This window comes from Sphingobium herbicidovorans (assembly GCF_002080435.1).
Classification (GTDB): Bacteria; Pseudomonadota; Alphaproteobacteria; order Sphingomonadales; family Sphingomonadaceae; genus Sphingobium; species Sphingobium herbicidovorans.
On the sequence record NZ_CP020539.1, the window covers coordinates 180242 to 200757 of the forward strand.

Genomic DNA, 20516 nt, shown 5'->3' on the forward strand with positions numbered 1-20516 from the left:
GGCAGGTCAAGGAAGGTGTGGATCGATGGGCCACAGCGCATGGCGGGTAGACGACGAGCAGCTTTCGGCAGGTGAAGCCATGGAAGCTCATCCGCTGCTTCCACCTCTGGTAGTCGATCTGGCTCGATCAAAAGGGATGAAAGTTGAGGATTATGACAGAGATAACGCGGCGAAACTTGTTATCGGCTGTTCCCCATGGTGCGGTAGCGATGGCTCTGGCCCCCGTGTCGGCGTCCGCGCAGCCGATCCCATCATCGGCCTCGTCCGCTAATCGGTCCTTCCTGGAAAAGGCCGATCAATTAAAGCCAAGACTTAACGAGTTTGTTCAGACGCCGCTCGGCTTGGTAAGTCCCGTGAAGGATGCGGCACAGGCGCTAGGTTGGCGGATCGAGGAAGCCGGAGATGCAGAAGCAATCGCATCCCGCGTGCTGAAGAAGAAAGGCGATAACCTCATCATCGACTTTGGGGGGCATCGCGCCGGCCACCTGTCCTTCGACATCGAGAGTATCGGCGAACCGATAGGCGCGCCTGTCCGGCTCCGCTTCACCTTCGGTGAAGTCATTCCCGATATAGCAGAGCCCTTTTATCCCTACAAAGGATGGTTGTCCGAAAGCTGGCTTCCAGAAGAGATCGTGACAATAGACATTGTCCCTTCATCTATCCGTTTGCCAAGGCGCTATGCCTTTCGTTTCGTGAAGATCGAACTTCTCGGCTTACCGATCGGGCGTAAGATGGGGTTTCGTAATGTCCGGGCGCATGCCCTGACATCGGCCACGGGAACGGTGCCCGCTCTCCCGAAGCGATTGCCGGCAGACCTCCATGAGATGGACCGCGTGGCCGCTGCGACCCTGCGCGACTGCATGCAGACTGTTTTTGAGGATGGCCCACGGCGTGATCAGCGGTTGTGGACTGGCGATCTTCGGCTCCAGGCGCTGACTAGCTATGTGACCTTTCCCAACAACGATCTTGTAAGGAGATCCTTATATCTCCTCGCGGCCTTTCCTCGCGAGGATGGCCTGCTGCCGGCCAACATCTTCGAATATCCGCACCCAACGCAGGCGCCGGAATTCATGATGGATTACAGCGCGCTCTTTTCGGTCACCCTGGCCGATTATGTCGCCGCCACCAACGATGTTGCATTCGGTATTGAGCTCTGGGACGCTGCCCTCAGGCAAGTTCGTGTTGTTGGTGAAATGATCGGCGAAGATGGTGAGATAAGCCTTCCGAAGGGCACCTTGGCCTTCGTCGACTGGAATCCGCAGCTTAACCGCGACGCGGCGCTCTACGCCATCTACATCTATGCCTTGAAACATGTGAGGGCGTTGGCCGAAAAACTCGGTCGTCCGGCAGACGTCAGCGATTTTCCCGACAAGATTGTCCGCGCGGAGGCGGCCGCGATAAAAGCCTTCTGGTCCCCGGAGCTGAAGCTTTTCATGAGCGGAAGCAAGCGACAGATATCAATGGCCTCCCAGGCATGGATGACCCTTGCAGGCGTTGGCACACGCAAAATGCAGTCTGCCGCCCTCCTTAACGCACTTCGTCACCCCGACGCCGTTCAATCCCGCACCCCTTACCTGACCCATTATGTCACGGAGGCTCTGTTCGTCGCTGGCCACAATTCAGAGGCCCTGAAGATGATGCGGGCCTATTGGGGTGGCATGCTGATAGCCGGAGCTGACACGTTCTGGGAAGCTTACGCACCGGACAACCCTCGCGTAGCGCCGTACAACGACTTTCATGTGAACAGCTTTTGTCATGCGTGGAGTTGCACGCCTTCCTATCTCTTGCGCAAATACGCGCGTCAGATCGGATGATTGCCTCTGCTCGAGTAATGACGCGACAGCATTCGGTTAAGGCCTGTCAGGCATAAGTATTGAGGATTCGATCATGAAGCTGTCCCGTCGCGAAGCATGCATCTTGCCCATGATGGCAGGAGCGGCCTGGAGCCTACCAAGCATAGCTAAGACGCGTCATAGCCGTTCACGTCCAGCCTTTATCGGCAATCCTCTTCGCTTGCCTGCAGGCGTGTGCGATCCGCAGGTGCGCATCTACGACGATGTCGCCTGGCTCTATGCGACGCATGACGCCAATCCCTCTAACACCGACTTCACCATGAACGACTGGCAAATCTGGCGAAGCGATGATCTGGTAGATTGGCAGATGAAGGGAACTCTTCGTCCCGAGCAAACCTATTTTGGCAAGCCTAGCACCCAGTGCTGGGCTACCGACGCCACACGTCGAAACAGCAAATATTACCTTTATTTCTCGATGGGGCCCGAAGATATCGGTGTCGTCGTCAGCGAAAACCCTGCTGGACCTTGGCGCGATCCGCTAGGGCAGCCACTGATTGCCAAGGGGCAGGTACCCACCGAATCCCGTGATCCGGGCATTCTTCAAGAGCTCGACGGAACCAGCTACATCGTGTTCGGAACATTTAACTTTTACATCGCTCGTCTAAACGATGATATGATATCCCTTGCTGAGACTCCTCGGCGTCTTCAGGTCATGAACGGGGAAGGCCCTTATGGCAAGGGGGCGACCGACGACAAGCCCTTCCTGCATCGCAGGGGTGCGCTCTATTACCTGTCATGGGGCAGCTATTACGCCGTGGGTACTACGCCTTACGGGCCGTTTGCATGTAAGGGCGCGCTGTTGTTTCCCGAGAATGTCGATGCCACTTTCCGCGACGATAGTGCTATGCGGGGCCCGTACGCACCAAAATTCCGACCCAAAAATTGGCTGAATTTCGATCGGCACGGCTCCTTCTTTGAATGGCGCGGTCGATGGTTCTTTGCCTGCAATGATCATTCGCAGAAGAATACGTCCCCGTTCTTCCGCCGGAGCGTGATCTGTGACGTCGAATATAATGGCGATGGAACGATCGCTCCTTTGAAGCTGACTGCTCAAGGAGTCAGAGTACCCTACGCTTGAGCAGCGGCTTCCGTCTAAGACTGTAGCCGCTGATCGATGGACAGTGGGTTCCGTGCGGCCCAAATGAAAGGTTCGGTGTCCAGAAGGGAAAGTGGGCGGGCAAGAACCCAGACCGACACATCGACGGTCAGATGGCGAATAATAGTCCCTTTTGCTCGGGCAGTTTTTCGGCCGGTCGCAGCCCGGCGACGGGCGTGTCGGGGATCTGCCGGGTCGCGTTCTGCCGACCCACCGGTTACGACGGACGGCAGCGGGTTCGGCGCGGTCCAGAACACCCGCAGCTCGTACAGCGAAAACTTTGCGCCGTTAGGGCTGTGCAGGTTGGATGCGCACGAAGCGGGCTGGCCCCTGGGGCATCCCGTCGATGCTGCCGGTGACGGTAGGAACGCCGAACAACGGCGGCGCGGTCATCACCGCGGGTGGCGTGCTGTTCATCGCCGCGGCGACCGACGACCTGATTCGCGCGATCGACCTGCGCACTGGCGAAACGATCTGGCAGGATGTTCTGCCGGGAGGCGGGCAGGCCACGCCGATGACCTATGAAGTAAACGGCAAGCTATATCTCGTCATCATGGCTGGCGGCCACCACTTCATGGAGACCCCGATCGGGGATGCAGTGATTGCCTATGCGCTCCCCGACTAGAGTCGCTGCTCTACTGAGGGGAATGCCGGCCTTCGGCACCCCCGGATCTATATGCCGCCACGCAGCGGCGCTGCTGATCGCTGCGGCGCTGCCTCTGGCGATGCCCGCAGCGGCACAGGAAATGATCCCCGTGCCCGCCCGGCGGAGACGCAATCGGCCGCTATCGCAGCGGAAACCGATATCCGGTCTGATGAAAATATTCGTAATCGCATCCGTAGCATCTTCCTGGAGATCGAGGGGCTGAGAAAGGTCGAGGTTCGCGTCTCGGCGGGCGTCGTGACGCTGACCGGCCCAGTGTCAACTCCGGAGGATGTCGCCACCGCAGCCGCGATTGCCGAGCGGGTTGCCGGGGTGGTCACGGTCCAGAACGAGGTCGAGCGCGACCTGAATATCGACCGCAATCTGACGCCTGCGCTGGGCAAGTTCGGCGACGACCTTCGCGGCCTGGCGCGCGGCCTGCCGCTCATCGGAGTGGCGCTGGCCATCGCTCTGATCATTGGCGCGTTCGGCTACCTGCTAGCTTCTTTGGGGGGCTGTGGCGCAGAATAGCACCCAACCCCTTCCTCGCCGAACTGCTGGCGACGCTAACTCGATTTTTATTCGTGGTGTTGGGGATATTGGTCGGGTTGCAGGTACTCGGAGCGACGGCGCTGCTGGGGGCGGTGCTAGGCGGTGCCGGGGTCATCGGCATCGCGATCGGGTTCGGCATTCGCGATACCGTCGACAATTACGTCTCCAGCCTGATGCTGAGCCTTCGCCAGCCGTTTCGCGCAAACGATCATGTCGTGATCGAGGGGAATGAGGGGCGGGTGGTTCGGCTGACCAGCCGTGCCACGATCCTGATGACGCTGGACGGCAATCACCTGCGCATTCCCAACTCGACCGTGTTCAAGGCAGTGATCCTGAACTACACTCGTAACCCCGAGCGGCGCTTCGACTTCGACTTGGGAATTGATGGTGCCGACGACCCGGTGGATGGCATGGCCGTAGGCCTCAAAGCGATTCGCAAGTTGGCCTTCGTGCTGGACGCGCCGCCCGCGACCGCGGTAATCCGCGACGTAGGGGATTCGAATATCGTGCTGCGCTTCTTCGGCTGGCTCGATCAATCGCGGACCGATTTCCTCAAGGGCCGCAGCCTGGCGCTCGATGCCGCCAAGCGCGCGTTGGAAAGCGCCGGCTTCGCCCTGCCCGAGCCGATTTATCGGCTTCGTTTCGATGGGGCGCCATCATGGCCGACGCACGCCCCCGCGACCGAGCCCGAAAAAGCGCAGAAAAAGCCGCGGGTGCTGCGCCCAGTCGAACTGATCGAAGATGATTCGAGCCCGGATACCCATGTCGCCAAGCTGGTCGAGGATGAACGCGCGGAGACCTTCGGCGACGATCTGCTCGATCGCCGTCGCCCGATCGAATGATCGGGCGCCCGATGAGTATCGCCGGGGCTCCGGGCAATGGCCGACCGCGCCTGCGGCCCCATCGACGGATCCAGCACATGGGCGGCCAACACCGGCTGGACGGGAACCTAATTGCCGGCGAAACGCTGGTTGATTGCCTCAACTTGATGCCGTTCCACCTTCAGGCGAAACCGCCTTGAGGCGCGTGGTCCCCGTCGGTTCCCGGCCATCGATTGTCGATCGCTGGTTCAGGCCGTCAGACCGGCCCCGCTATCGGACCGTTTGTATATCAAAGGAGTAACGTTGATGATCTGGACCATCGCCATCATCTTGGCTGTACTCTGGCTACTCGGATTCGCAGTGTTTCACGTCGCCGGCGGGCTTATCCACATTCTTCTCGTCCTTGCAGTCGTGGTAGTTGCCTATCAGCTCATCACTCGGCGCCGCGTCTAGCGCCCGGCCCATTGGCGATGCCCTTGCCCAAAAACCAACATCAGGAGCAGATCGATGACCAACAACAGCAACGACCGCGCCGACGACGCACGGCGCCACGACGACAGCGACATGATCGACGCGATCGAGCCGACGCCGGCGCAGGGTGGTCGCTCGGGCGGAACGCTCCAGCGCGACATCGCGACGCAGGCCGAAGAAGCGCATTTTGTTGATGGCAAGACCGGCGTTACGCGGGTCCGCAAGGAAGACGAGCAGAAATAGACGTCATGCGGCCTTCGCCGCGCGGATCATGGAGTTGGGATCGCGCATGGTGACCAGCTGCCCAGCTACTACGGCGCCCGCCCAATGCGACGCCACGCTGCCTCGTCGCCGCGTCCAGATGTGGCAGGACATCGTTTAACTGCTGCGGGGAGATCCCAGATGAAGATAAGCCCAGCCAATGCCGCCACGCTGGGTGCGCTGACGCTCACTGGATGCAATCACAATCCAGCTGACAGTCTGGACGACCGGGTCAAGGAATCCGCCGAAGCGCGCGCCCACGCGATCTCTGCGGCCGACCGAAATGTCGCCGCGACGATGAGCGAAGAGCGCCGCGAGACGGTTGTCGCGAACGAAGCGCCGGCGGTGCGATAAAGCGCGATGACGACCGGCCCTAGCATTTTGCCCCATACCTCGCGCGCGACGCGCCACGCGATATCCCCGTTACTGGCCGTCATGCTTGTCATGCCGGGAGCCAATCAGACGCGAGCGGCACCCGCCTCTCAGGAGGCGGGTGAACCGACTGGCGGCTGGAGTGACGCCGCGCGAAACTCGCTGGGGTCGACTTTGGCCCATCGCGCGCGTCACGGTCTGGATCGTATCGACTTTCTGGAAGCGGCACAGGGCGGTGGAGAACAGCAATTTATTTACCTCAGCACGGCGATCCCGGTACGTCTGATCTATCGCAACGTTTTCATCGACAAGGATGGCAAGCTGGCGTTTCGCACCTATCCCTATGGATGGGATGGTCCGATCGCAAAGGCGCTGGGCTTCGCCGATCGCGCTGACACGAAATTGCGCAGCGACGAAACCGATATAGCTCCATGAGCGAGCCCGTGGAGAAGGCCGCGCGCATGAGTTCGCGCTGGCGATGGTTGATGCGGCTGCTGTTTCGCCGCATCTGGTTTCGCGCCGCGCTCTTCTCGCTTTCGTCGGTCATGCTCGCCTTGCTCGCCGCGTTCATCGCGCCGTTCATCCCTTACGAGATCAGCACCAAGATCGGCTCAGACGCGGTCGACAACATTCTCGGGATTCTGGCCTCCTCGATGTTGGCGGTCACCACCTTCTCACTCACCGCTATGGTCTCCGCCTTTTCCGCTGCAAGTGGCACGATCACGCCGCGCGCGACCCAATTGCTCGTCGAGGACCCTACCGCGCAGAATGCGCTTTCGACGTTCATCGGCGCATTCCTGTTTTCCATCGTCGGCATCTGCGCGCTGTCGACCGGAATCTACGGCACATCCGGCCGGGTCATCCTGTTTGCCGGCACCATCCTCGTCATCGCGATCATCGTCATCACCCTCCTGCGCTGGATCGGCCATCTGTCGAGCTTTGGCAGAGTCGGCGACACGATCGATCGCTTGGAAAAGGTGACGCAGGCGGCGATCGATCGATCGGGGTATATGGTCACGGTCTTGCCCGCCGCCGGTCCCAACACGCGCGGCAGATGTTCCGTCCACTCGGACAAGATCGGCTACATTACGCATATTGACCTGAAGGCGCTCGACGAGATCGCCGAGCAGCTCGGCTGTGCGATCGACCTAACCGTGACGCCAGGCGCATTCGTGACGCCGGAGCGAGAGATCGCCTGGCTCGACCGCGGTGACGACAAGAGCGCTTCCGCGATCCGTGACGCATTCACCTTCGACCATCATCGCCAGTTCGACCACGATCCACGGCTCGGCCTGATCGTGCTTTCGGAAATCGCCTCGCGTGCGTTGTCGCCCGCGGTCAACGACCCTGGCACCGGCACCGGCATCGCTGTGCTGGGCGCGGGTGTGCGGGTGATGGCGGCATTGCTCATCGAGGATCGGGATGGCGGTGTGGGTAGTGCGCACGTCACGCTTCCTGCGATCAGGATCGAGGACCTGCTCGACGACCTGTTCCGACCGATCGCGCGCGATGGCGCCGGCGTCGTCGAAGTCGCGATCAAGCTTCAGCGCTCGCTCGCCGAGATCGCCGCGATAGCGCCTGCCGCGCATGGCCTGCTGGCGGTACGCGCGGCGGACGCGCTTGCGCGCAGCCAGACCGCGATGACATCCGCTGCCGATCTCGAATGCGTGCGCGGCGTGTACCGGTCGTACTGGACTGGTCGATCGCCCGACACAGGTGCGACCCGGTCGCCCCTCAAGGATGATGAGTGATGGAAGCAGGTGCATTCTCCCCCGTCCATATCTCGTGGGCTGAAGCGCTGCTGCGGATCGGCGCCTCGATGCTGTTGCCGATGCTGATCGGCATCGACCGATTTCTACGCGGCAAGCCCATCGATTTTCGCCCCTTCATGATCGTCGCATTGGCGGCCTGTTCGCTGTCGCTGACAATCATGGAGCTCGCCGCGCGCACCACCGAGCCGGATGTCGATCTGGGCCTCAGCCGCGTGTTCGCCGGCGTCATCACCGGCATCGGCTTCCTCGGTGCCGGCGCGATGTTCCGCGAGGACAGCTTCGTCAAGGGCGCCGGCTCGGCCGCTTCGATCTGGGCGGCGGGCGCGATCGGCTTGATCTGCGGGGTCGGCCTGCTTTGGCTTGCGGCGCTGCTGGCGGGTGGCGTACTGCTCGTCCTAGTCGTCAGTGCGCCGTTCACCAGTAAATACGATGCTGACTAGCGTGTCTCTAGGCCGGAGCGAAAGCGCTTGCGCAACGTTGGCGTGTCATGTTCTTTGACGATCTTCACGGCTTGCTGCGCGTCGCGATCGTTTCGCTGCTTGCCTATGCCGCGATGGTCTTGGTGCTGCGGATCGCGGGCAAGCGCTCGCTGGCCAAGCTCAACGCGTTCGATCTGGTTGTCACCGTCGCACTCGGCTCGACGTTGGCTACCGTCCTGCTGAGTAAGGACGTCGCGCTTGGCGAGGGCGTGCTTGCCTTCGCCGCCCTTGCCAGCCTGCAATGGCTGGTCTCGCGATTATCGGTGTCGAGCGCCTGGTTCCGAACGCTGGCTCGCGCCAAGCCGCGGCTGTTGCTTGAAAATGGCGAATATCGCCGCGACGCAATGGCGCAGGAGCGTGTAACCAAATCCGAGATCGACGCTGCGGTCCGAAATGCCGGCCATGGTCGGCTCGAGGCGGTCGTCGCCGTCGTGCTGGAGACTGACGGCAGCATGAGCGTTATTGTCGACAGCGCTGAGGAGGAACTTACCGCGCTACGTTCCGTCCAGCGGTGAGGCGACCAGATTTAGCGTAGTTCGTGGTCCGATCTTGACGACCGCGACGCACCATATGAAGAGGTGTGTCACGCCATTACCCGCATCCTGCTCTCCCATATCCGCTTCGAGAGAAACGCTGAACTGCTGTTCGAAGGTCCACGATCGCCTGTTGGCTCGGCGGCCAAGATAGATCGGGGGGAACCAGGTCAAATTTGCTATGCGTGATCGAAGTAGGCGAACTCGGCAGAACCGGTTCTTTTAATATGACCGTTAAGCAGGCAGCACGAGGCAACGCATCATGGACAAGCCGCGAAGTCCAGAGGCGGGATCAGCCGAAACGCTATCCCCTATATTGCCCCACGAGGAGGATGCCGCCGCTGCCGTCCTGAAGGCAGCATGTGAAGCGGAACTGCGGCTTGCAACGGCGGAAAGTTGCTCGGGCGGTTTGCTCGCCTCGTTGCTGACCGATGTCGAGGGGGCGAGCCATGCAGTCAAACGGGATTTGCCGTCTGTCAGCGAGGAGGCCAAGTGCGAGTCGTTGGGCGTTCCGGGGACCGATCGATGCCCGGCGAGCGGAAAGCCGTGACGGCGCCATTGCCAAGGCGTAGGGCGCGCTCGGGCAATCCCACGCCGACATTGGACTTGCCATTGCCGGCTTTGCCGGTTCGGGAGCAGATGGAGACGAGGCTGGGCTTGTCCATTTCGCTGTCGCCCGGCGCAATGGCGAGACAGTCCGCCGCGTCGAGCATTTTAGAGATATCAGGCGCGGACACGAGCGGATAAAATCGCTCCGGGTCGCGCTAGAGATGATGGGGAAGCCAATTAAGACTGCTGAAAAGTTAACGTCCCTTCATCGCTACGGACTTGTTCGGGTCACCGCCGCAACTCCGCATGGGTCGGTAGGCGAGGTGGCCGTCAATAGCGGGGCGGTGAAGGAACTGGGATTGCCGGGGGGCCGGAAGACGCTGACCTTTGGCTGGATGAACTGGCCGCCGCGTCAGGACCCGCGCCGGGTAATTGATCAGCCTTAGTGCACGTGAGTGCTGGGAACCTTGGCGCTTACGCTAAGCCTTAGAGGCTTGCGCGCCTTCATTGTCTGACGTGGTTCCGGTATCGGGCTGCTCCTTGTCCTGCTTCGTCACCCGCGTCGGCTCGGGAATCGCCGCCGGTGGCTGTCCGCTCCTCATCACGCGATCCGATATCGTGCGCCAGATTGCCGCCGCCAGTTCCAGACTGGGCATCACTTTCGGATGAAAGATTCGCGCTCTTGGACGTTTGCGCCGTCATTGGGCTTCTCCTCCCCCGGCGCTGTCGCTGTCATAATCTTCTGGATTACCGCCGCCTCCGGCCGAGGCGCCGCTGCCTTCGACAATGCCCGATCCGTCCTTGGCCCGATGGCCGCGATTGTCCGCTTCCGTACGGTCGAGTGTCTCGCTCGGTCGCCGGGCTGACCCTTTGGGCTGGTTTTCCGTGGAGACGTTTGGATCGCGGGTTCGCTCCGTCGCTACGATCCGCTTGTCAGAATTCTCTTCGTTCATCGGTCATGTCCTGTGTCAGGCCAGTTTCAGCCCTTCCTGATTCATCCGCCGCGTGAGGCGGCCGGTCGCGCTGTCGTCGAGTGCCTGACGAAGACGTGGGAAAAGTTCCTGTTCCTCCTGCTTCATGTGCCGTTCGATGTCAGCGCGGAACTTGGCCAGCTTCTGCTGGAAGGCCGGATTATCGTCCAGCAGGTCCGACAGCTCATAGAGATATTGCTTCACGTAACCGTGCTCACCGTTGAGCGCATCAGCTTCCGCCTTCATGCCATGTTCGCGCATGGCGGGATAAATGGCATTCTCCTCCTCCAGCGCATGTTTGCCCAGGGCATGTTTGAGCTGCATCAGAATCAACCGACGCCTTGCGCTGGCTGTGGCGTCGGTTTCGGCGAGGGCATCGAACAAGGCGAGAGCTGCATTATGTTCGGCGGCAAGCGCCTTGTCCCAGTCCCCTGCCAGCATGGTCGGTGCCTGAACCATCAACTTTCGCCCGGCAAGCCCGAGGACGGCAAGGCCTGCGCCCAGCAGCAGGCTTTGGGATCGTGAAGGGTAATGGGTATGAAGCGCCATGGGTTTTTCCCTTTGTCTGATGGCCGGTCAACGATGGCTATTCGCACATGTTCCGGAGCCTGCCGCAGGAGCCCTCTATCTCCATTATCGCGCGGCTGTGTCAGTATGTCGTCAACTGAGGGAACGAGCTCCCGGCCCGCTGGTTGGGGCCTTGATCACTCTTCAGGAGGCTCAGCATGGCCGACAACAAGGCGCCGCTCCCGAGCGACGACGCGCCGCTTATCACGAGCAAGGAAGATCACAGCGAACAGTCGGCAGACCAGCGGATCGAACCTCAGGGAGATACGCTGGTCGGCAGGACGGTGACCATCAATCGCCCCAGGGCGGAGCTATATGCCTTTTGGCGCGACTTCACCAATTTGCCGCAGTTTATGGAAAATGTGGTTTCGGTGGCGCCGATGGCGGAGGGGCGCACCCACTGGACGGTAAAAGCTCCCGCCGGAAAGAGGGTGGAGTGGATTTCTGCCATTACCGAGGACAGGCCCGGTGAGACGATCGCCTGGGCTTCCGAGGATGGCGCCGACGTTCCCAATAGTGGCCGGATCGATTTCCGCGACGCGCCGGGTGGGCGCGGAACATGGGTTAGCGCGACGATCCTTTATGATCAGCCGGGTGGGATCATTGGCAAGGCAATTGCTAAAATGTTTCAGCGAGAACCGGCGATTCAGGCGCGGAGGGACCTGCGGCGTTTCAAACAGTTGATGGAGACAGGCGAAATAGCGACTTCGGCACGCACCCGGAACGAACAGGAGGAGATCTGATGCGAGCGCTGACATGGCATGGCAAGCATGACGTCCGGGTGGAGACAGTGGACGACCCGGAGATCATAAATCCTCGTGACGCGATCATCCGCATCACTTCCACGGCCATCTGCGGGTCCGACCTTCATCTTTACGACGGCTATATTCCGACGATGAAAGCGGGCGATATATTGGGCCATGAATTCATGGGGGAGGTCGTTGAAACGGGACCGAAATCGACGCTGCGAAAGGGACAGCGTGTTGTTGTGCCGTTCACCATTGCATGCGGTGGATGCTTTCATTGCAGCAAGCATCAATATTCCGCGTGCGACAATGGCCTGCCGGCTGACAATCAGGACATCGGCCAGACCATCTACGGCCAGCCCATGTCAGGGCTGTTCGGCTACAGCCATATGACGGGCGGCTACGCGGGCGGACAGGCGGAATATGTACGTGTGCCCTTCTCCGACGTAGGCCCGATCGTCATCCCCGATGGGGTGGAGGACGACAAGGTGCTCTTCCTTTCAGATATCTTGCCCACTGGCTGGATGGCGGCGGAAAATGCTGGGATCGAACCGGGGGATACTGTCGCGGTATGGGGTTGCGGGCCGGTCGGGCTGTTCGCGGTCCAGTCGGCTTTCCTGATGGGAGCAGAGCGGGTCATTGCCATCGACCATTTTCCTCGACGACTGGAACTCGCGGCGCGTTTTGGCGCGCAGACGATCAACTATGAGCAAACGAAAACCTATGACGCGCTGATGGAAATGACCGGCGGCATCGGCCCCGACGCCTGCATCGACGCAGTGGGGCTGGAGGCGCATGGGTTCTTCGCCGACAATGTGTGGGACCAGATCAAGGTGTCCACCTTCCTCGGCACCGACCGGACGCACTCCATCCGTCAGGCCATTCTGGCCTGCCGCAAGGGCGGGCGCGTGTCGATGCCCGCCGTCTATGGCGGGTTCGTCGACAAGTTTCCGCTGGGGGCCTTCATGGAAAAGGGGCTGACGCTCAAGACCGGCCAGACCCATGTGCAGCATTATATGCCCGGCCTGCTCCATGCGATCATGGAAGAGAAGATCGATACCACTTTCCTCATCAGCCACCGCCTTCCTCTGGAAGAGGCGGCGGAGGGATATCGCATGTTCCACGACCATCAGGACGAAGTGACCAAGGTCGTCTTGAAACCGGGCATGGCCGCCAGCCAGAAAGAGGAGAGCCGCCATGGCAGCCACTAAGTTCGCCATCGTCACCGGTGCCTCGACCGGTATCGGGTTCGAACTGGCCCATCTTGCCGCGCAAAATGGCTATCACCTGCTGGTTGTGGCGGACGAGCCACTGATCGAGGCGGCCGCTACCGACTTCCGCCGTCATGGCGTGGAGGTGGAAGCGGCGGAGGCCGATCTTGCGACCCTGGAAGGCGTGGATAGGCTGTTGGCGGCGACGAATGGGCGGACGATCGATCTGCTATGCGCCAATGCCGGCCGTGGGATAGGCCATGGCTTTCTGGAGCAGGAGGCCACCGACTGGCGACGGGTGATCGACACCAACGTCACCGGCACCCTCTATCTGCTGCAGAAGGTGTTGCAGGCCATGGTTGCCCGCAATCAGGGCAAGGTACTGATTACGGGTTCCATTGCCGGGTTTATCCCGGGCTCCTTTCACGCGGTCTATAACGGTTCGAAGGCGTTTATCGACAGCTTTGCCGACGCCCTGCGGAATGAGATCAAGGATGCCAAGGGTGTCACGATCACGACCCTGATGCCGGGTGCGACCGAAACGGAATTTTTCGAGCGGGCGGACATGCTGGATACCAAAGTGGGGGCGGAAGAAAAGGATGATCCCGCCAAGGTCGCCCAGGATGGCTGGGACGCGCTCATGGCGGGCAAGGCGCATATCGTGTCGGGTTGGAAGAACAAGCTTCAGGCCGCAGCCGCGCATGTCACGCCTGCCTCCGTCCTGGCGGAGCAGCATCGCAAGATGGCCGAGCCCGGCACAGCAGAGGAGCATGACGATGACTGAACGCAAAGGGCAGCATAAGCCGGACAATGCCGAAACACCGCGCGGTCCGCTGGGCGACACGTTGCCGGGACGGGAAAAGGAAGACCCACGGACTGGCGGCGGCCAGCCGCAGGAAGAGGTCGAAGATCGTCCTAGTGTCGGCACGGTGAGGCCGGAAGATTATCCGGAAAAGGATCGGCGGGACTCCCGTCCATGAAAACCACTGAGAGATGATCCATGGGATGGGAACCGCTCAGTTCAGATCCGGTTGACGGCTTTCGCGGCGACGATCTCCCTGCCTATGTGGCTAACGGTCTTGTGGGTCTTCGCGTGCGCGAGATTCCCATGTTACCCGGTTCGGCCATCGTCAATGGCGTGGTGGGCCTGCATGCCGAGGAGCCGGTCGAGGCTGCGGTCCCCGTCCCTTATCCGCTAGCCGCCGACTTGGGCATTGGGGAGACCTGGCTGACCGAACAGCCCTGGCTCATCAGCGATGCGACACAGCGATATGATTTCGCTGGCGGGGAGCTTTTCAGCGGCTTCACATTCCATATCGGCGAACTTGCGATCCGCGTGGAGATCCTGACCTTTGCCAGCCGTAGTGATCCCGCGTTGGTGCTGCAACGCATTGAACTGACGGCCGATAGTTCCTGCACGGTCCGGCTTCGGGCCGACATCGCAACGGCGGGTTCGCGCGGCCGAGCGGACGAGCGTAAGGCGGGACAGCAGGCGGCATGGGGCAACGGTGCGATGCTTTGGGTACCCGAGGGCGACTTCAGTTGCTGCGGCATCGCATGCCACAGCGAATGCCCGCAAGCCACGGACGAGCCCTGCTTTCGGGATAAGCATGGCTCGGGATCGCTTAATGCCGAATATTCCGTCGAGCTGAAGCGCGGCAGAACGGTGCAGCTGGAGCAGATCGCCGCTCTCGTTCCGTCCCTTGTTCATCATCGCCCGATGGACGAGGCCATCCGGCGGCTTGCCAAGGGCAAAGAGCTGGGTTTCGACCGGTTGCGCGACCTCAATCGGGAAAGCTGGCGGGAATTGTGGGAGGGCCGGATAGTTGTCGATGGCGCGAGCGCGGATCATCAACGCCTGATCGATGCGGGCTTCTTCTATCTCAACAGCTCCGCCCACAGGTCGTCGCCCGCCGCGACGTCGATGTTCGGGCTCGCGAGCTGGCCCAACTACAATTATTATTTTGGGCATGTGATGTGGGACATCGACGCCTTCTGCGTCCCGCCCCTATTGCTGGTCCAGCCCACGGCGGCGCGCAGCCTGCTCGGCTTTCGCGCACGGCATGTCGATGCCGCGCGGATGTATGCGATGCTCGACAACAAGGATGGACTGCGTTTCCCTTGGGAGGCGGCGCCGCGTTCGGGCGAGGAAGCGACGCCCGGCCCCGGATCGGGCGCGGCGCATGCGGCCCATGTCTCGCTCCATGTCGCGCGCTCCTTCGCGCTCCAAGCCGAGGCGGAACGCGATATGCGCTATCTGCGAGAGACAGGCTGGCCCATATTGTCGGGCGTAGCGGACTGGCTGGCTTCGCGCGTGACGTGGACGACGCGGGGCTTTGAACTGCTACGGGCGACCGGACCGGCCGAAGTGCCCGAGCCGCCCGATAATGACAGCTTTACGCTGATGACGGCTTATGACCTGCTGCGCCGGACGATCCGCATCGGCCTGTCGATCGGGGCAGAGATACCTTCCAATTGGCGTGACATGGCGGAGAACCTGCATTTGCCGGTCCGCAGTGACGGCGTCATCGCGTCGCATGAAGAGTTCCGCATCAGTGAACCCAAGGGGGCGACCCCATCGCCGCTCGCCGGCCTGTTCCCAATGAATTATCCGGCGACCGGCCGGCAGGAGAAGGCGACGCTCGATCTCTTTCTGTCGCATTGGCCGGACTATGCGGGATCGCCGATGCTGCCGGCATTCTATCCGGTTTGGGCAGCCATGCGGGGGGATCGGGCATTGGCGCTGAAGCTGTTCGAAGAAGGTTATGTTGCCTATGACAAGGGGCGTTTTCACCAATGCCTGGAATATCGGGAGGATCATCCGGACTCCAAGGTGCCTGCCGGTCCCTTCATGGCAAATATCGGCGGGATGCTGATGACGATGCTGCTCGGCCTGCCAGGGATAGAGATTTCAGATGCCGATCCGTCGGAGTGGGGACGACGGCCTGTAGTCCTGCCTTCTGGATGGAAAGGCATCACCGTCGATCGGCTGTGGGTTGGAGGGACGCCGATGCGGATGGAAGCTACGCACGGGGCGGCGCAAGCGCGGCTCCTTAAGGCATGAAGGGCTCCGCCCGCCCGCAAGGCGCGTCGATGCCAAATACCGCCGCGCTCAATTGCCAGTATTGATTGGCGGGAAGTCGCGCAGGGAACCCCCGTACAACGGGGCGGGTTTTGATGATGTGCCATTTCGGCACGAGAGGATCCTAAAATGGCAAATCAGAACCAAGACAATCAAATGGGCAACCAGCAAGGCGGACAGAGCCAGAATCCTGGTCAACAGAACCAGCAGGATACCGGCCGGACCCAGCAGGGTGGCGGGCAGCAAGGTGGTCAGCAAGAACGCAACCCGGGCCAGCAAAATCAGGAGGACGATCAACGTCGCCAGCAGGGTGGCGAAGGTGAGTGACCTGCCCCCCGCTGGCTCCCTCGATTTGATGTAGAGTCTGCCCCAACGAAGGAGCAGACGAATGAGGAAGAGCCGTTTCACCGAGGAGCAGATCATCGGCATGATCAAGGAGCAGGAGGCCGGGCTCCCCACGGCGGAGGTTTGCCGCAAGCATGGGCTGAGCCCGGCGACATTCTACAAGCTGAAGGCCAAGTACGGCGGCCTGGAGGTGTCCGATGCACGGCGGCTGCGCCAGCTGGAGGACGAGAACGCGAAGCTCAAGCGGTTGCTCGCCGAGAGCGTGCTGGACAACGCGATCCTGAAGGACCTGTTGGGAAAAGTCTGACGACGCCAGGCCAGCGACGGGACGCAGCGCTCGGCGTGATGCGGGACTACGAGGTCTCGCAGCGCCGGGCTTGCGGGCTGGTTGGCGTCGATCCCAAGACGGTCCGGCGAGAACGTCCGCCCGACCACGCCGAGATCCGCGAGGAGATGCGCGAGATCGCCGCTGCGCGTCGCCGGTTCGGTTACCGGCGCGTCGGCGTGATGCTCGAACGCAAGGGGCACATCATGAACCACAAGAAGCTCTACCGGCTGTACCGGGAGGAGGGTCTGTCGGTCCGCCGCCGGCGCGGGCGCAAGCGGGCTCGCGGCAGTCGAACGCCGATGCCGGTCCCGCTGCGGCCGAACGCCCGCTGGTCGATGGACTTCGTGGCCGATACGTTCGGCGCCTCCCGCCGGCTGCGCATCTTGGCGATCAACGATGACTTCTGTCGCGAAAACCTCTGCCTCGTAGGTGACACCAGCATCTCCGGCGTGCGGGTGGCGCGCGAGCTGGACACGCTGGTGCGGCTATATGGCAAACCGACTTGCATCGTCAGCGACAACGGGACCGAGTTCACCAGCCGGGCGATCCTGAAATGGGCGAGCGAGAACCGGGTCGAGTGGCACTACATCGATCCCGGCAAGCCGCAGCAGAATGCGTTCATTGAATCGTTCAATGGGTCGCTGCGCGACGAGCTCTTGAATGAGGAACTGTTCGACAGCCTTGCCGACGCCCGCCGCAAGCTGGCTGTCTGGCGCTATGACTATAACAACGTCAGACCGCACTCATCCCTGGGGAACCGAACACCGGCACAAGCGCGCCGGGCGTTCCTGCAAAATGGAAGCGTCCCACCCGGCGCGCTTGTGCCGGTGGGACAGCACGAATATCAAACCGGTGGACTCTCGTTATGACCGCGGGACCAGCGGGGGGCAGGTCATTTGCAATTCCCACCGACAGAGTCGGCTGAGAGACATGGCACAGTTGAGCGGCGCGAGAGAAATTCCCTTGGTCCATTACCGCTAGAAAATAGTGGATAAGATAGCGTTCTATCATAGAAGAGATCTATAATATGATTATAGCAGGGTCAATTTTTCAAAAGGCCACACACCTGATAATCTCGCCGTATAATCTATCGCGGGAGAGGCAAGTGACGCCTGATTTCGACTTCGCGCTCGGCGAGAATGCCGACATGATCCGTGAAACCGCGGCTCGCTTTGCGGCCGACCGCATTGCCCCGCTCGCCGTGAAGATCGACGCTGACGACTGGTTCCCGCGCGATGAGCTGTGGACTGCCATGGGTGAGCTGGGCCTTCATGGCATCACTGTCGAGGAAGAGTGGGGCGGTCTTGGCCTCGGTTATCTGGAGCATGTCATCGCCTGCGAGGAAGTCAGCCGCGCATCGGCGTCGATCGGGCTCAGCTATGGCGCGCACTCCAACCTGTGCGTCAACCAGATCCGCCGCTGGGCCAATGAGGCGCAGAAGGCGAAATATCTGCCCAAGCTGATTTCCGGCGAACATGTCGGTAGCCTCGCCATGTCGGAAGTCGGCGCCGGTTCGGACGTGATGTCGATGAAGCTCAAGGCGCGCGAGACCGACAAGGGCTATGTGCTGGACGGCACGAAATTCTGGATCACGAACGCGGCCTGTGCCGACACGCTGGTCGTTTTTGCCAAGACGGGCGAGGGCAGCAAGGGCATCACCGCCTTCCTCGTCGAGAAGGACATGCCCGGCTTTTCGATTGGCCAGAAGATCGACAAGGTCGGCATGCGCGGATCGCCGACGGCGGAACTGGTGTTCGATGGATGTGAAGTGCCGCGCGAAAACATCATGGGGCCGCTCCATGGCGGGGTGAAGGTGCTGATGAGCGGGCTCGACTATGAACGCGCGGTGCTGTCCGGCATCCAGCTGGGCATCATGCAGGCCTGCCTCGATACCGTGCTCCCTTATGTCCGCGAACGCACGCAATTCGGCCAGCCGATCGGCTCCTTCCAGCTGATGCAGGCGAAGGTCGCGGACATGTATGTCGCGCTGAATAGCGCGCGCGCCTATGTCTACGCGGTGGCGAAAAGCTGCGATGCCGGCAAGACCACCCGTTTTGACGCAGCCGGTGCGATATTGCTGGCGAGCGAGAATGCGATGAAGGTCGCGCTGGAGGCGGTGCAGGCGCTGGGGGGGCCGGCTATACAAAGGACTGGCCGGTCGAACGCTACATGCGCGATGCAAAGCTGCTCGACATCGGCGCGGGGACGAATGAGATCCGGCGCATGCTGATCGGCCGCGAACTGATCGGAGCAGCACAATGACCGGAACCATTCTTGAAACCGCCGTCGCCGTAGAAAGCGATACGTTCCATGCGAACGCGGCGCATAATCGTTCGCTGGCCGAGCAGTTGCGCGCGGATGTCGCCACCGCGGCGCTGGGCGGGGGCCTGCATGCGCGTGAGCGGCATGTCAGCCGCGGCAAGCTGCTGCCGCGCGATCGCGTCGAAAATCTGCTGGATGTCGGCAGCCCCTTCCTGGAAATCGGGCAGCTCGCGGCAAACGGGCTTTACGGCGGAGATGTTGCGGGGGCGGGGATCATCGCGGGGATCGGGCGGGTCGCGGGCCGGCAGGTCATGATCGCGGCCAATGACGCGACCGTGAAGGGCGGAACCTATTTCCCCATGACGGTGAAGAAGCATTTGCGTGCGCAGGAAATCGCGCTCGAAAACAACCTGCCGTGCATCTATCTGGTCGATAGCGGCGGCGCGAACTTGCCGCACCAGAGCGAAGTCTTCCCCGACCGCGACCATTTCGGTCGCATCTTCTACAATCAGGCGCAAATGTCCGCGCGCGGCATTCCGCAGATCGCCTGCGTCATGGGCAGTTGCACGGCGGGCGGCGCCTATGTGCCCGCCATGTCGGACGAAACTGTGATCGTGCGCAACCAGGGCACGATCTTCCTCGCAGGCCCGCCGCTGGTGGAAGCAGCGACGGGCGAGGTGATCAGCGCGGAGGATCTGGGCGGCGGCGATCTGCACGGCCGCCAATCGGGGGTGGTCGACCATGTCGCGGAAAATGACGAACATGCGCTCAGCATTGTCCGCGACATAGTCGGCACGCTCGCGCCGCAGGGAACGCCGTCGGTCAACCTACAGGAACCGGCCGCACCCAAATATGATCCCGCCGAACTGTACGGCATCATCCCGCAGGACGTGCGCGCGCCCTACGATGTGCGCGAGGTGGTCGCGCGCATCGTCGATGGGAGCGAGTTTCATGAGTTCAAGGCGCTGTACGGCACGACATTGGTATGCGGCTTTGCTCACATCTGGGGGATGCCGGTCGCGATCCTCGCCAACAACGGCGTGCTGTTCAGCGAAAGCGCGGTCAAGGGTGCGCATTTCATCGAATTGGCCTGCCAGCGCCGCATTCCATTGCTCTTCCTGCAAAACATCTCCGGCTTCATGGTCGGGGGCAAATATGAGGCCGAAGGCATCGCCAAGAATGGCGCGAAGCTGGTGACAGCGGTTGCGACCGCCAGTGTGCCCAAGATCACCGTCCTGATCGGCGGCAGCTTCGGGGCGGGCAATTACGGCATGTGCGGCAGGGCCTATCAGCCCCGCTTCCTCTTCACCTGGCCCAACAGCCGGATATCGGTGATGGGCGGGGAACAGGCCGCGAGCGTGCTGGCGACCGTCCACCGCGACGCCGCCAAATGGACATCCGAGGAAGCGGAGGCCTTCAAGGCGCCGATCCGCCGCAAATATGAGGATGAGGGCAATCCATGGTACGCGACCGCGCGCCTGTGGGACGATGGCATCATCGATCCCGCCCAGACCCGCGATGTGCTTGCACTCGCTTTCGCCGCCGCCCTCAACGCTCCCATCCCCGAACGCCCGTCGTTCGGCGTGTTCCGGATGTAAGCCG

General features: G+C 61.6%; 25 protein-coding genes and 3 pseudogenes. 24 read left to right on the top strand and 4 right to left on the bottom strand.

The genetic code is table 11. The features are described 5' to 3' along the window. Nucleotides 1-152 precede the first annotated feature (152 nt). From B6S01_RS15460 to B6S01_RS22010, 13 genes and pseudogenes are all read left to right on the top strand, one after another. Nucleotides 153-1814 carry an alpha-L-rhamnosidase-related protein gene (locus tag B6S01_RS15460; RefSeq protein ID WP_081570498.1) on the top strand — a complete coding sequence of 554 codons (1662 nt, stop codon included), beginning with the start codon at nucleotides 153-155 and terminating at the stop codon, nucleotides 1812-1814. A 73-nt stretch (nucleotides 1815-1887) separates the two neighbouring features. Beyond that, complete coding sequence (locus tag B6S01_RS15465; protein WP_081570499.1) at nucleotides 1888-2931, top strand: family 43 glycosylhydrolase; 1044 nt, start codon at nucleotides 1888-1890, stop codon at nucleotides 2929-2931. 343 nt (nucleotides 2932-3274) lie between these two features. Then, nucleotides 3275-3574, top strand: a pseudogene (locus B6S01_RS15470) (PQQ-binding-like beta-propeller repeat protein); the annotation flags it as partial. Between the two features lie 51 nt (nucleotides 3575-3625). Then, nucleotides 3626-4123 carry a BON domain-containing protein gene (locus tag B6S01_RS21675; protein ID WP_234810809.1) on the top strand — a complete coding sequence of 166 codons (498 nt, stop codon included), beginning with the start codon at nucleotides 3626-3628 and terminating at the stop codon, nucleotides 4121-4123. 68 nt (nucleotides 4124-4191) lie between these two features. After that, nucleotides 4192-4986, top strand: a complete 795-nt coding sequence (locus B6S01_RS21680) for a mechanosensitive ion channel family protein (RefSeq protein WP_234810810.1) — start codon at nucleotides 4192-4194, stop codon at nucleotides 4984-4986. A gap of 285 nt (nucleotides 4987-5271) precedes the next feature. Then, nucleotides 5272-5418 (top strand): lmo0937 family membrane protein, encoded by a 147-nt coding sequence (locus tag B6S01_RS21135; protein ID WP_156103376.1) that lies wholly within the window; start codon nucleotides 5272-5274, stop codon nucleotides 5416-5418. Nucleotides 5419-5472: 54 nt separating this feature from the next. Then, entirely contained in the window at nucleotides 5473-5679 is a 207-nt protein-coding gene (locus tag B6S01_RS15480; protein ID WP_037467103.1) for a hypothetical protein, read from the top strand. Nucleotides 5680-5838: 159 nt separating this feature from the next. Further along, nucleotides 5839-6051: a hypothetical protein gene (locus tag B6S01_RS15485; protein ID WP_037467100.1), complete on the top strand. Its 213-nt coding sequence runs from the start codon at nucleotides 5839-5841 to the stop codon at nucleotides 6049-6051. A 90-nt stretch (nucleotides 6052-6141) separates the two neighbouring features. Continuing rightward, a complete protein-coding gene (locus tag B6S01_RS15490) occupies nucleotides 6142-6504 on the top strand; it encodes a hypothetical protein (RefSeq protein WP_169802883.1) in 363 nt (120 codons plus the stop codon). After that, on the top strand, nucleotides 6501-7820 hold the full coding sequence (locus B6S01_RS15495) for a DUF2254 domain-containing protein (protein WP_197053223.1): 1320 nt from the start codon (nucleotides 6501-6503) through the stop codon (nucleotides 7818-7820). The genes B6S01_RS15490 and B6S01_RS15495 overlap by 4 nt, the downstream gene beginning before the upstream one ends. Then, nucleotides 7820-8281 (top strand): MgtC/SapB family protein, encoded by a 462-nt coding sequence (locus tag B6S01_RS15500; RefSeq protein WP_037467095.1) that lies wholly within the window; start codon nucleotides 7820-7822, stop codon nucleotides 8279-8281. Before B6S01_RS15495 ends, B6S01_RS15500 begins: the two co-directional genes overlap by 1 nt. A gap of 47 nt (nucleotides 8282-8328) precedes the next feature. After that, nucleotides 8329-8835 (top strand): DUF421 domain-containing protein, encoded by a 507-nt coding sequence (locus B6S01_RS15505; protein WP_037467092.1) that lies wholly within the window; start codon nucleotides 8329-8331, stop codon nucleotides 8833-8835. A gap of 280 nt (nucleotides 8836-9115) precedes the next feature. After that, nucleotides 9116-9403, top strand: coding sequence for a CinA family protein (locus B6S01_RS22010; protein WP_269319824.1), 288 nt, complete (start codon nucleotides 9116-9118; stop codon nucleotides 9401-9403). Here B6S01_RS22010 and B6S01_RS22015 read toward each other — a convergent pair. After that, a complete protein-coding gene (locus B6S01_RS22015; RefSeq protein ID WP_037467089.1) occupies nucleotides 9330-9566 on the bottom strand; it encodes a hypothetical protein in 237 nt (78 codons plus the stop codon). The genes B6S01_RS22010 and B6S01_RS22015 overlap by 74 nt on opposite strands. On the opposite strand from B6S01_RS22015, the gene B6S01_RS22020 reads away from it, so the two are divergent. Together B6S01_RS22020 and B6S01_RS21140 are read left to right on the top strand one after the other, a co-directional pair. Then, a complete protein-coding gene (locus B6S01_RS22020; RefSeq protein ID WP_269319826.1) occupies nucleotides 9465-9848 on the top strand; it encodes a hypothetical protein in 384 nt (127 codons plus the stop codon). The genes B6S01_RS22015 and B6S01_RS22020 overlap by 102 nt on opposite strands. Nucleotides 9849-9909: 61 nt before the next feature. Then, entirely contained in the window at nucleotides 9910-10071 is a 162-nt protein-coding gene (locus B6S01_RS21140) for a hypothetical protein (protein ID WP_156103375.1), read from the top strand. A gap of 29 nt (nucleotides 10072-10100) precedes the next feature. Here the strand turns inward: B6S01_RS21140 and B6S01_RS15515 are convergent, their stop codons facing one another. Together B6S01_RS15515 and B6S01_RS15520 are read right to left on the bottom strand one after the other, a co-directional pair. After that, nucleotides 10101-10355 (bottom strand): hypothetical protein, encoded by a 255-nt coding sequence (locus B6S01_RS15515; protein WP_037467085.1) that lies wholly within the window; start codon nucleotides 10353-10355, stop codon nucleotides 10101-10103. A gap of 15 nt (nucleotides 10356-10370) precedes the next feature. Further along, a complete protein-coding gene (locus B6S01_RS15520; RefSeq protein ID WP_037467083.1) occupies nucleotides 10371-10922 on the bottom strand; it encodes a hemerythrin domain-containing protein in 552 nt (183 codons plus the stop codon). A gap of 176 nt (nucleotides 10923-11098) precedes the next feature. Between B6S01_RS15520 and B6S01_RS15525 the strand changes: the two genes are divergently transcribed. From B6S01_RS15525 to B6S01_RS15555, 7 genes are all read left to right on the top strand, one after another. Continuing rightward, nucleotides 11099-11683, top strand: coding sequence for an SRPBCC family protein (locus tag B6S01_RS15525; RefSeq protein ID WP_037467081.1), 585 nt, complete (start codon nucleotides 11099-11101; stop codon nucleotides 11681-11683). After that, complete coding sequence (locus B6S01_RS15530; RefSeq protein WP_037467079.1) at nucleotides 11683-12897, top strand: zinc-dependent alcohol dehydrogenase; 1215 nt, start codon at nucleotides 11683-11685, stop codon at nucleotides 12895-12897. The genes B6S01_RS15525 and B6S01_RS15530 overlap by 1 nt, the downstream gene beginning before the upstream one ends. Next, nucleotides 12884-13681 (top strand): SDR family NAD(P)-dependent oxidoreductase, encoded by a 798-nt coding sequence (locus B6S01_RS15535; RefSeq protein WP_037467077.1) that lies wholly within the window; start codon nucleotides 12884-12886, stop codon nucleotides 13679-13681. Before B6S01_RS15530 ends, B6S01_RS15535 begins: the two co-directional genes overlap by 14 nt. Beyond that, on the top strand, nucleotides 13674-13877 hold the full coding sequence (locus B6S01_RS15540; RefSeq protein WP_037467131.1) for a hypothetical protein: 204 nt from the start codon (nucleotides 13674-13676) through the stop codon (nucleotides 13875-13877). Before B6S01_RS15535 ends, B6S01_RS15540 begins: the two co-directional genes overlap by 8 nt. A 20-nt stretch (nucleotides 13878-13897) precedes the next feature. Next, nucleotides 13898-15961: a glycoside hydrolase family 65 protein gene (locus B6S01_RS15545; protein WP_051908336.1), complete on the top strand. Its 2064-nt coding sequence runs from the start codon at nucleotides 13898-13900 to the stop codon at nucleotides 15959-15961. 147 nt (nucleotides 15962-16108) lie between these two features. Then, on the top strand, nucleotides 16109-16306 hold the full coding sequence (locus B6S01_RS15550; RefSeq protein WP_081570500.1) for a hypothetical protein: 198 nt from the start codon (nucleotides 16109-16111) through the stop codon (nucleotides 16304-16306). 61 nt (nucleotides 16307-16367) lie between these two features. Next, nucleotides 16368-17521, top strand: a protein-coding gene (locus B6S01_RS15555) for an IS3 family transposase (protein ID WP_094182604.1) whose coding sequence is annotated in 2 segments (ribosomal slippage) — nucleotides 16368-16626 and nucleotides 16626-17521 — 1155 coding nt in all. Because the reading frame shifts where the segments join, the coding sequence is not laid out codon by codon here. A 28-nt stretch (nucleotides 17522-17549) separates the two neighbouring features. Here B6S01_RS15555 and B6S01_RS15560 read toward each other — a convergent pair. Further along, nucleotides 17550-17663, bottom strand: a pseudogene (locus B6S01_RS15560) (LysR family transcriptional regulator); the annotation flags it as partial. Between the two features lie 136 nt (nucleotides 17664-17799). Between B6S01_RS15560 and B6S01_RS15565 the strand changes: the two are divergent. Beyond that, nucleotides 17800-18914, top strand: a pseudogene (locus tag B6S01_RS15565) (acyl-CoA dehydrogenase family protein). Next, nucleotides 18911-20512 (top strand): carboxyl transferase domain-containing protein, encoded by a 1602-nt coding sequence (locus B6S01_RS15570; RefSeq protein WP_037468264.1) that lies wholly within the window; start codon nucleotides 18911-18913, stop codon nucleotides 20510-20512. The pseudogene B6S01_RS15565 and the gene B6S01_RS15570 overlap by 4 nt, the downstream one beginning before the upstream one ends. Nucleotides 20513-20516 lie beyond the last annotated feature (4 nt).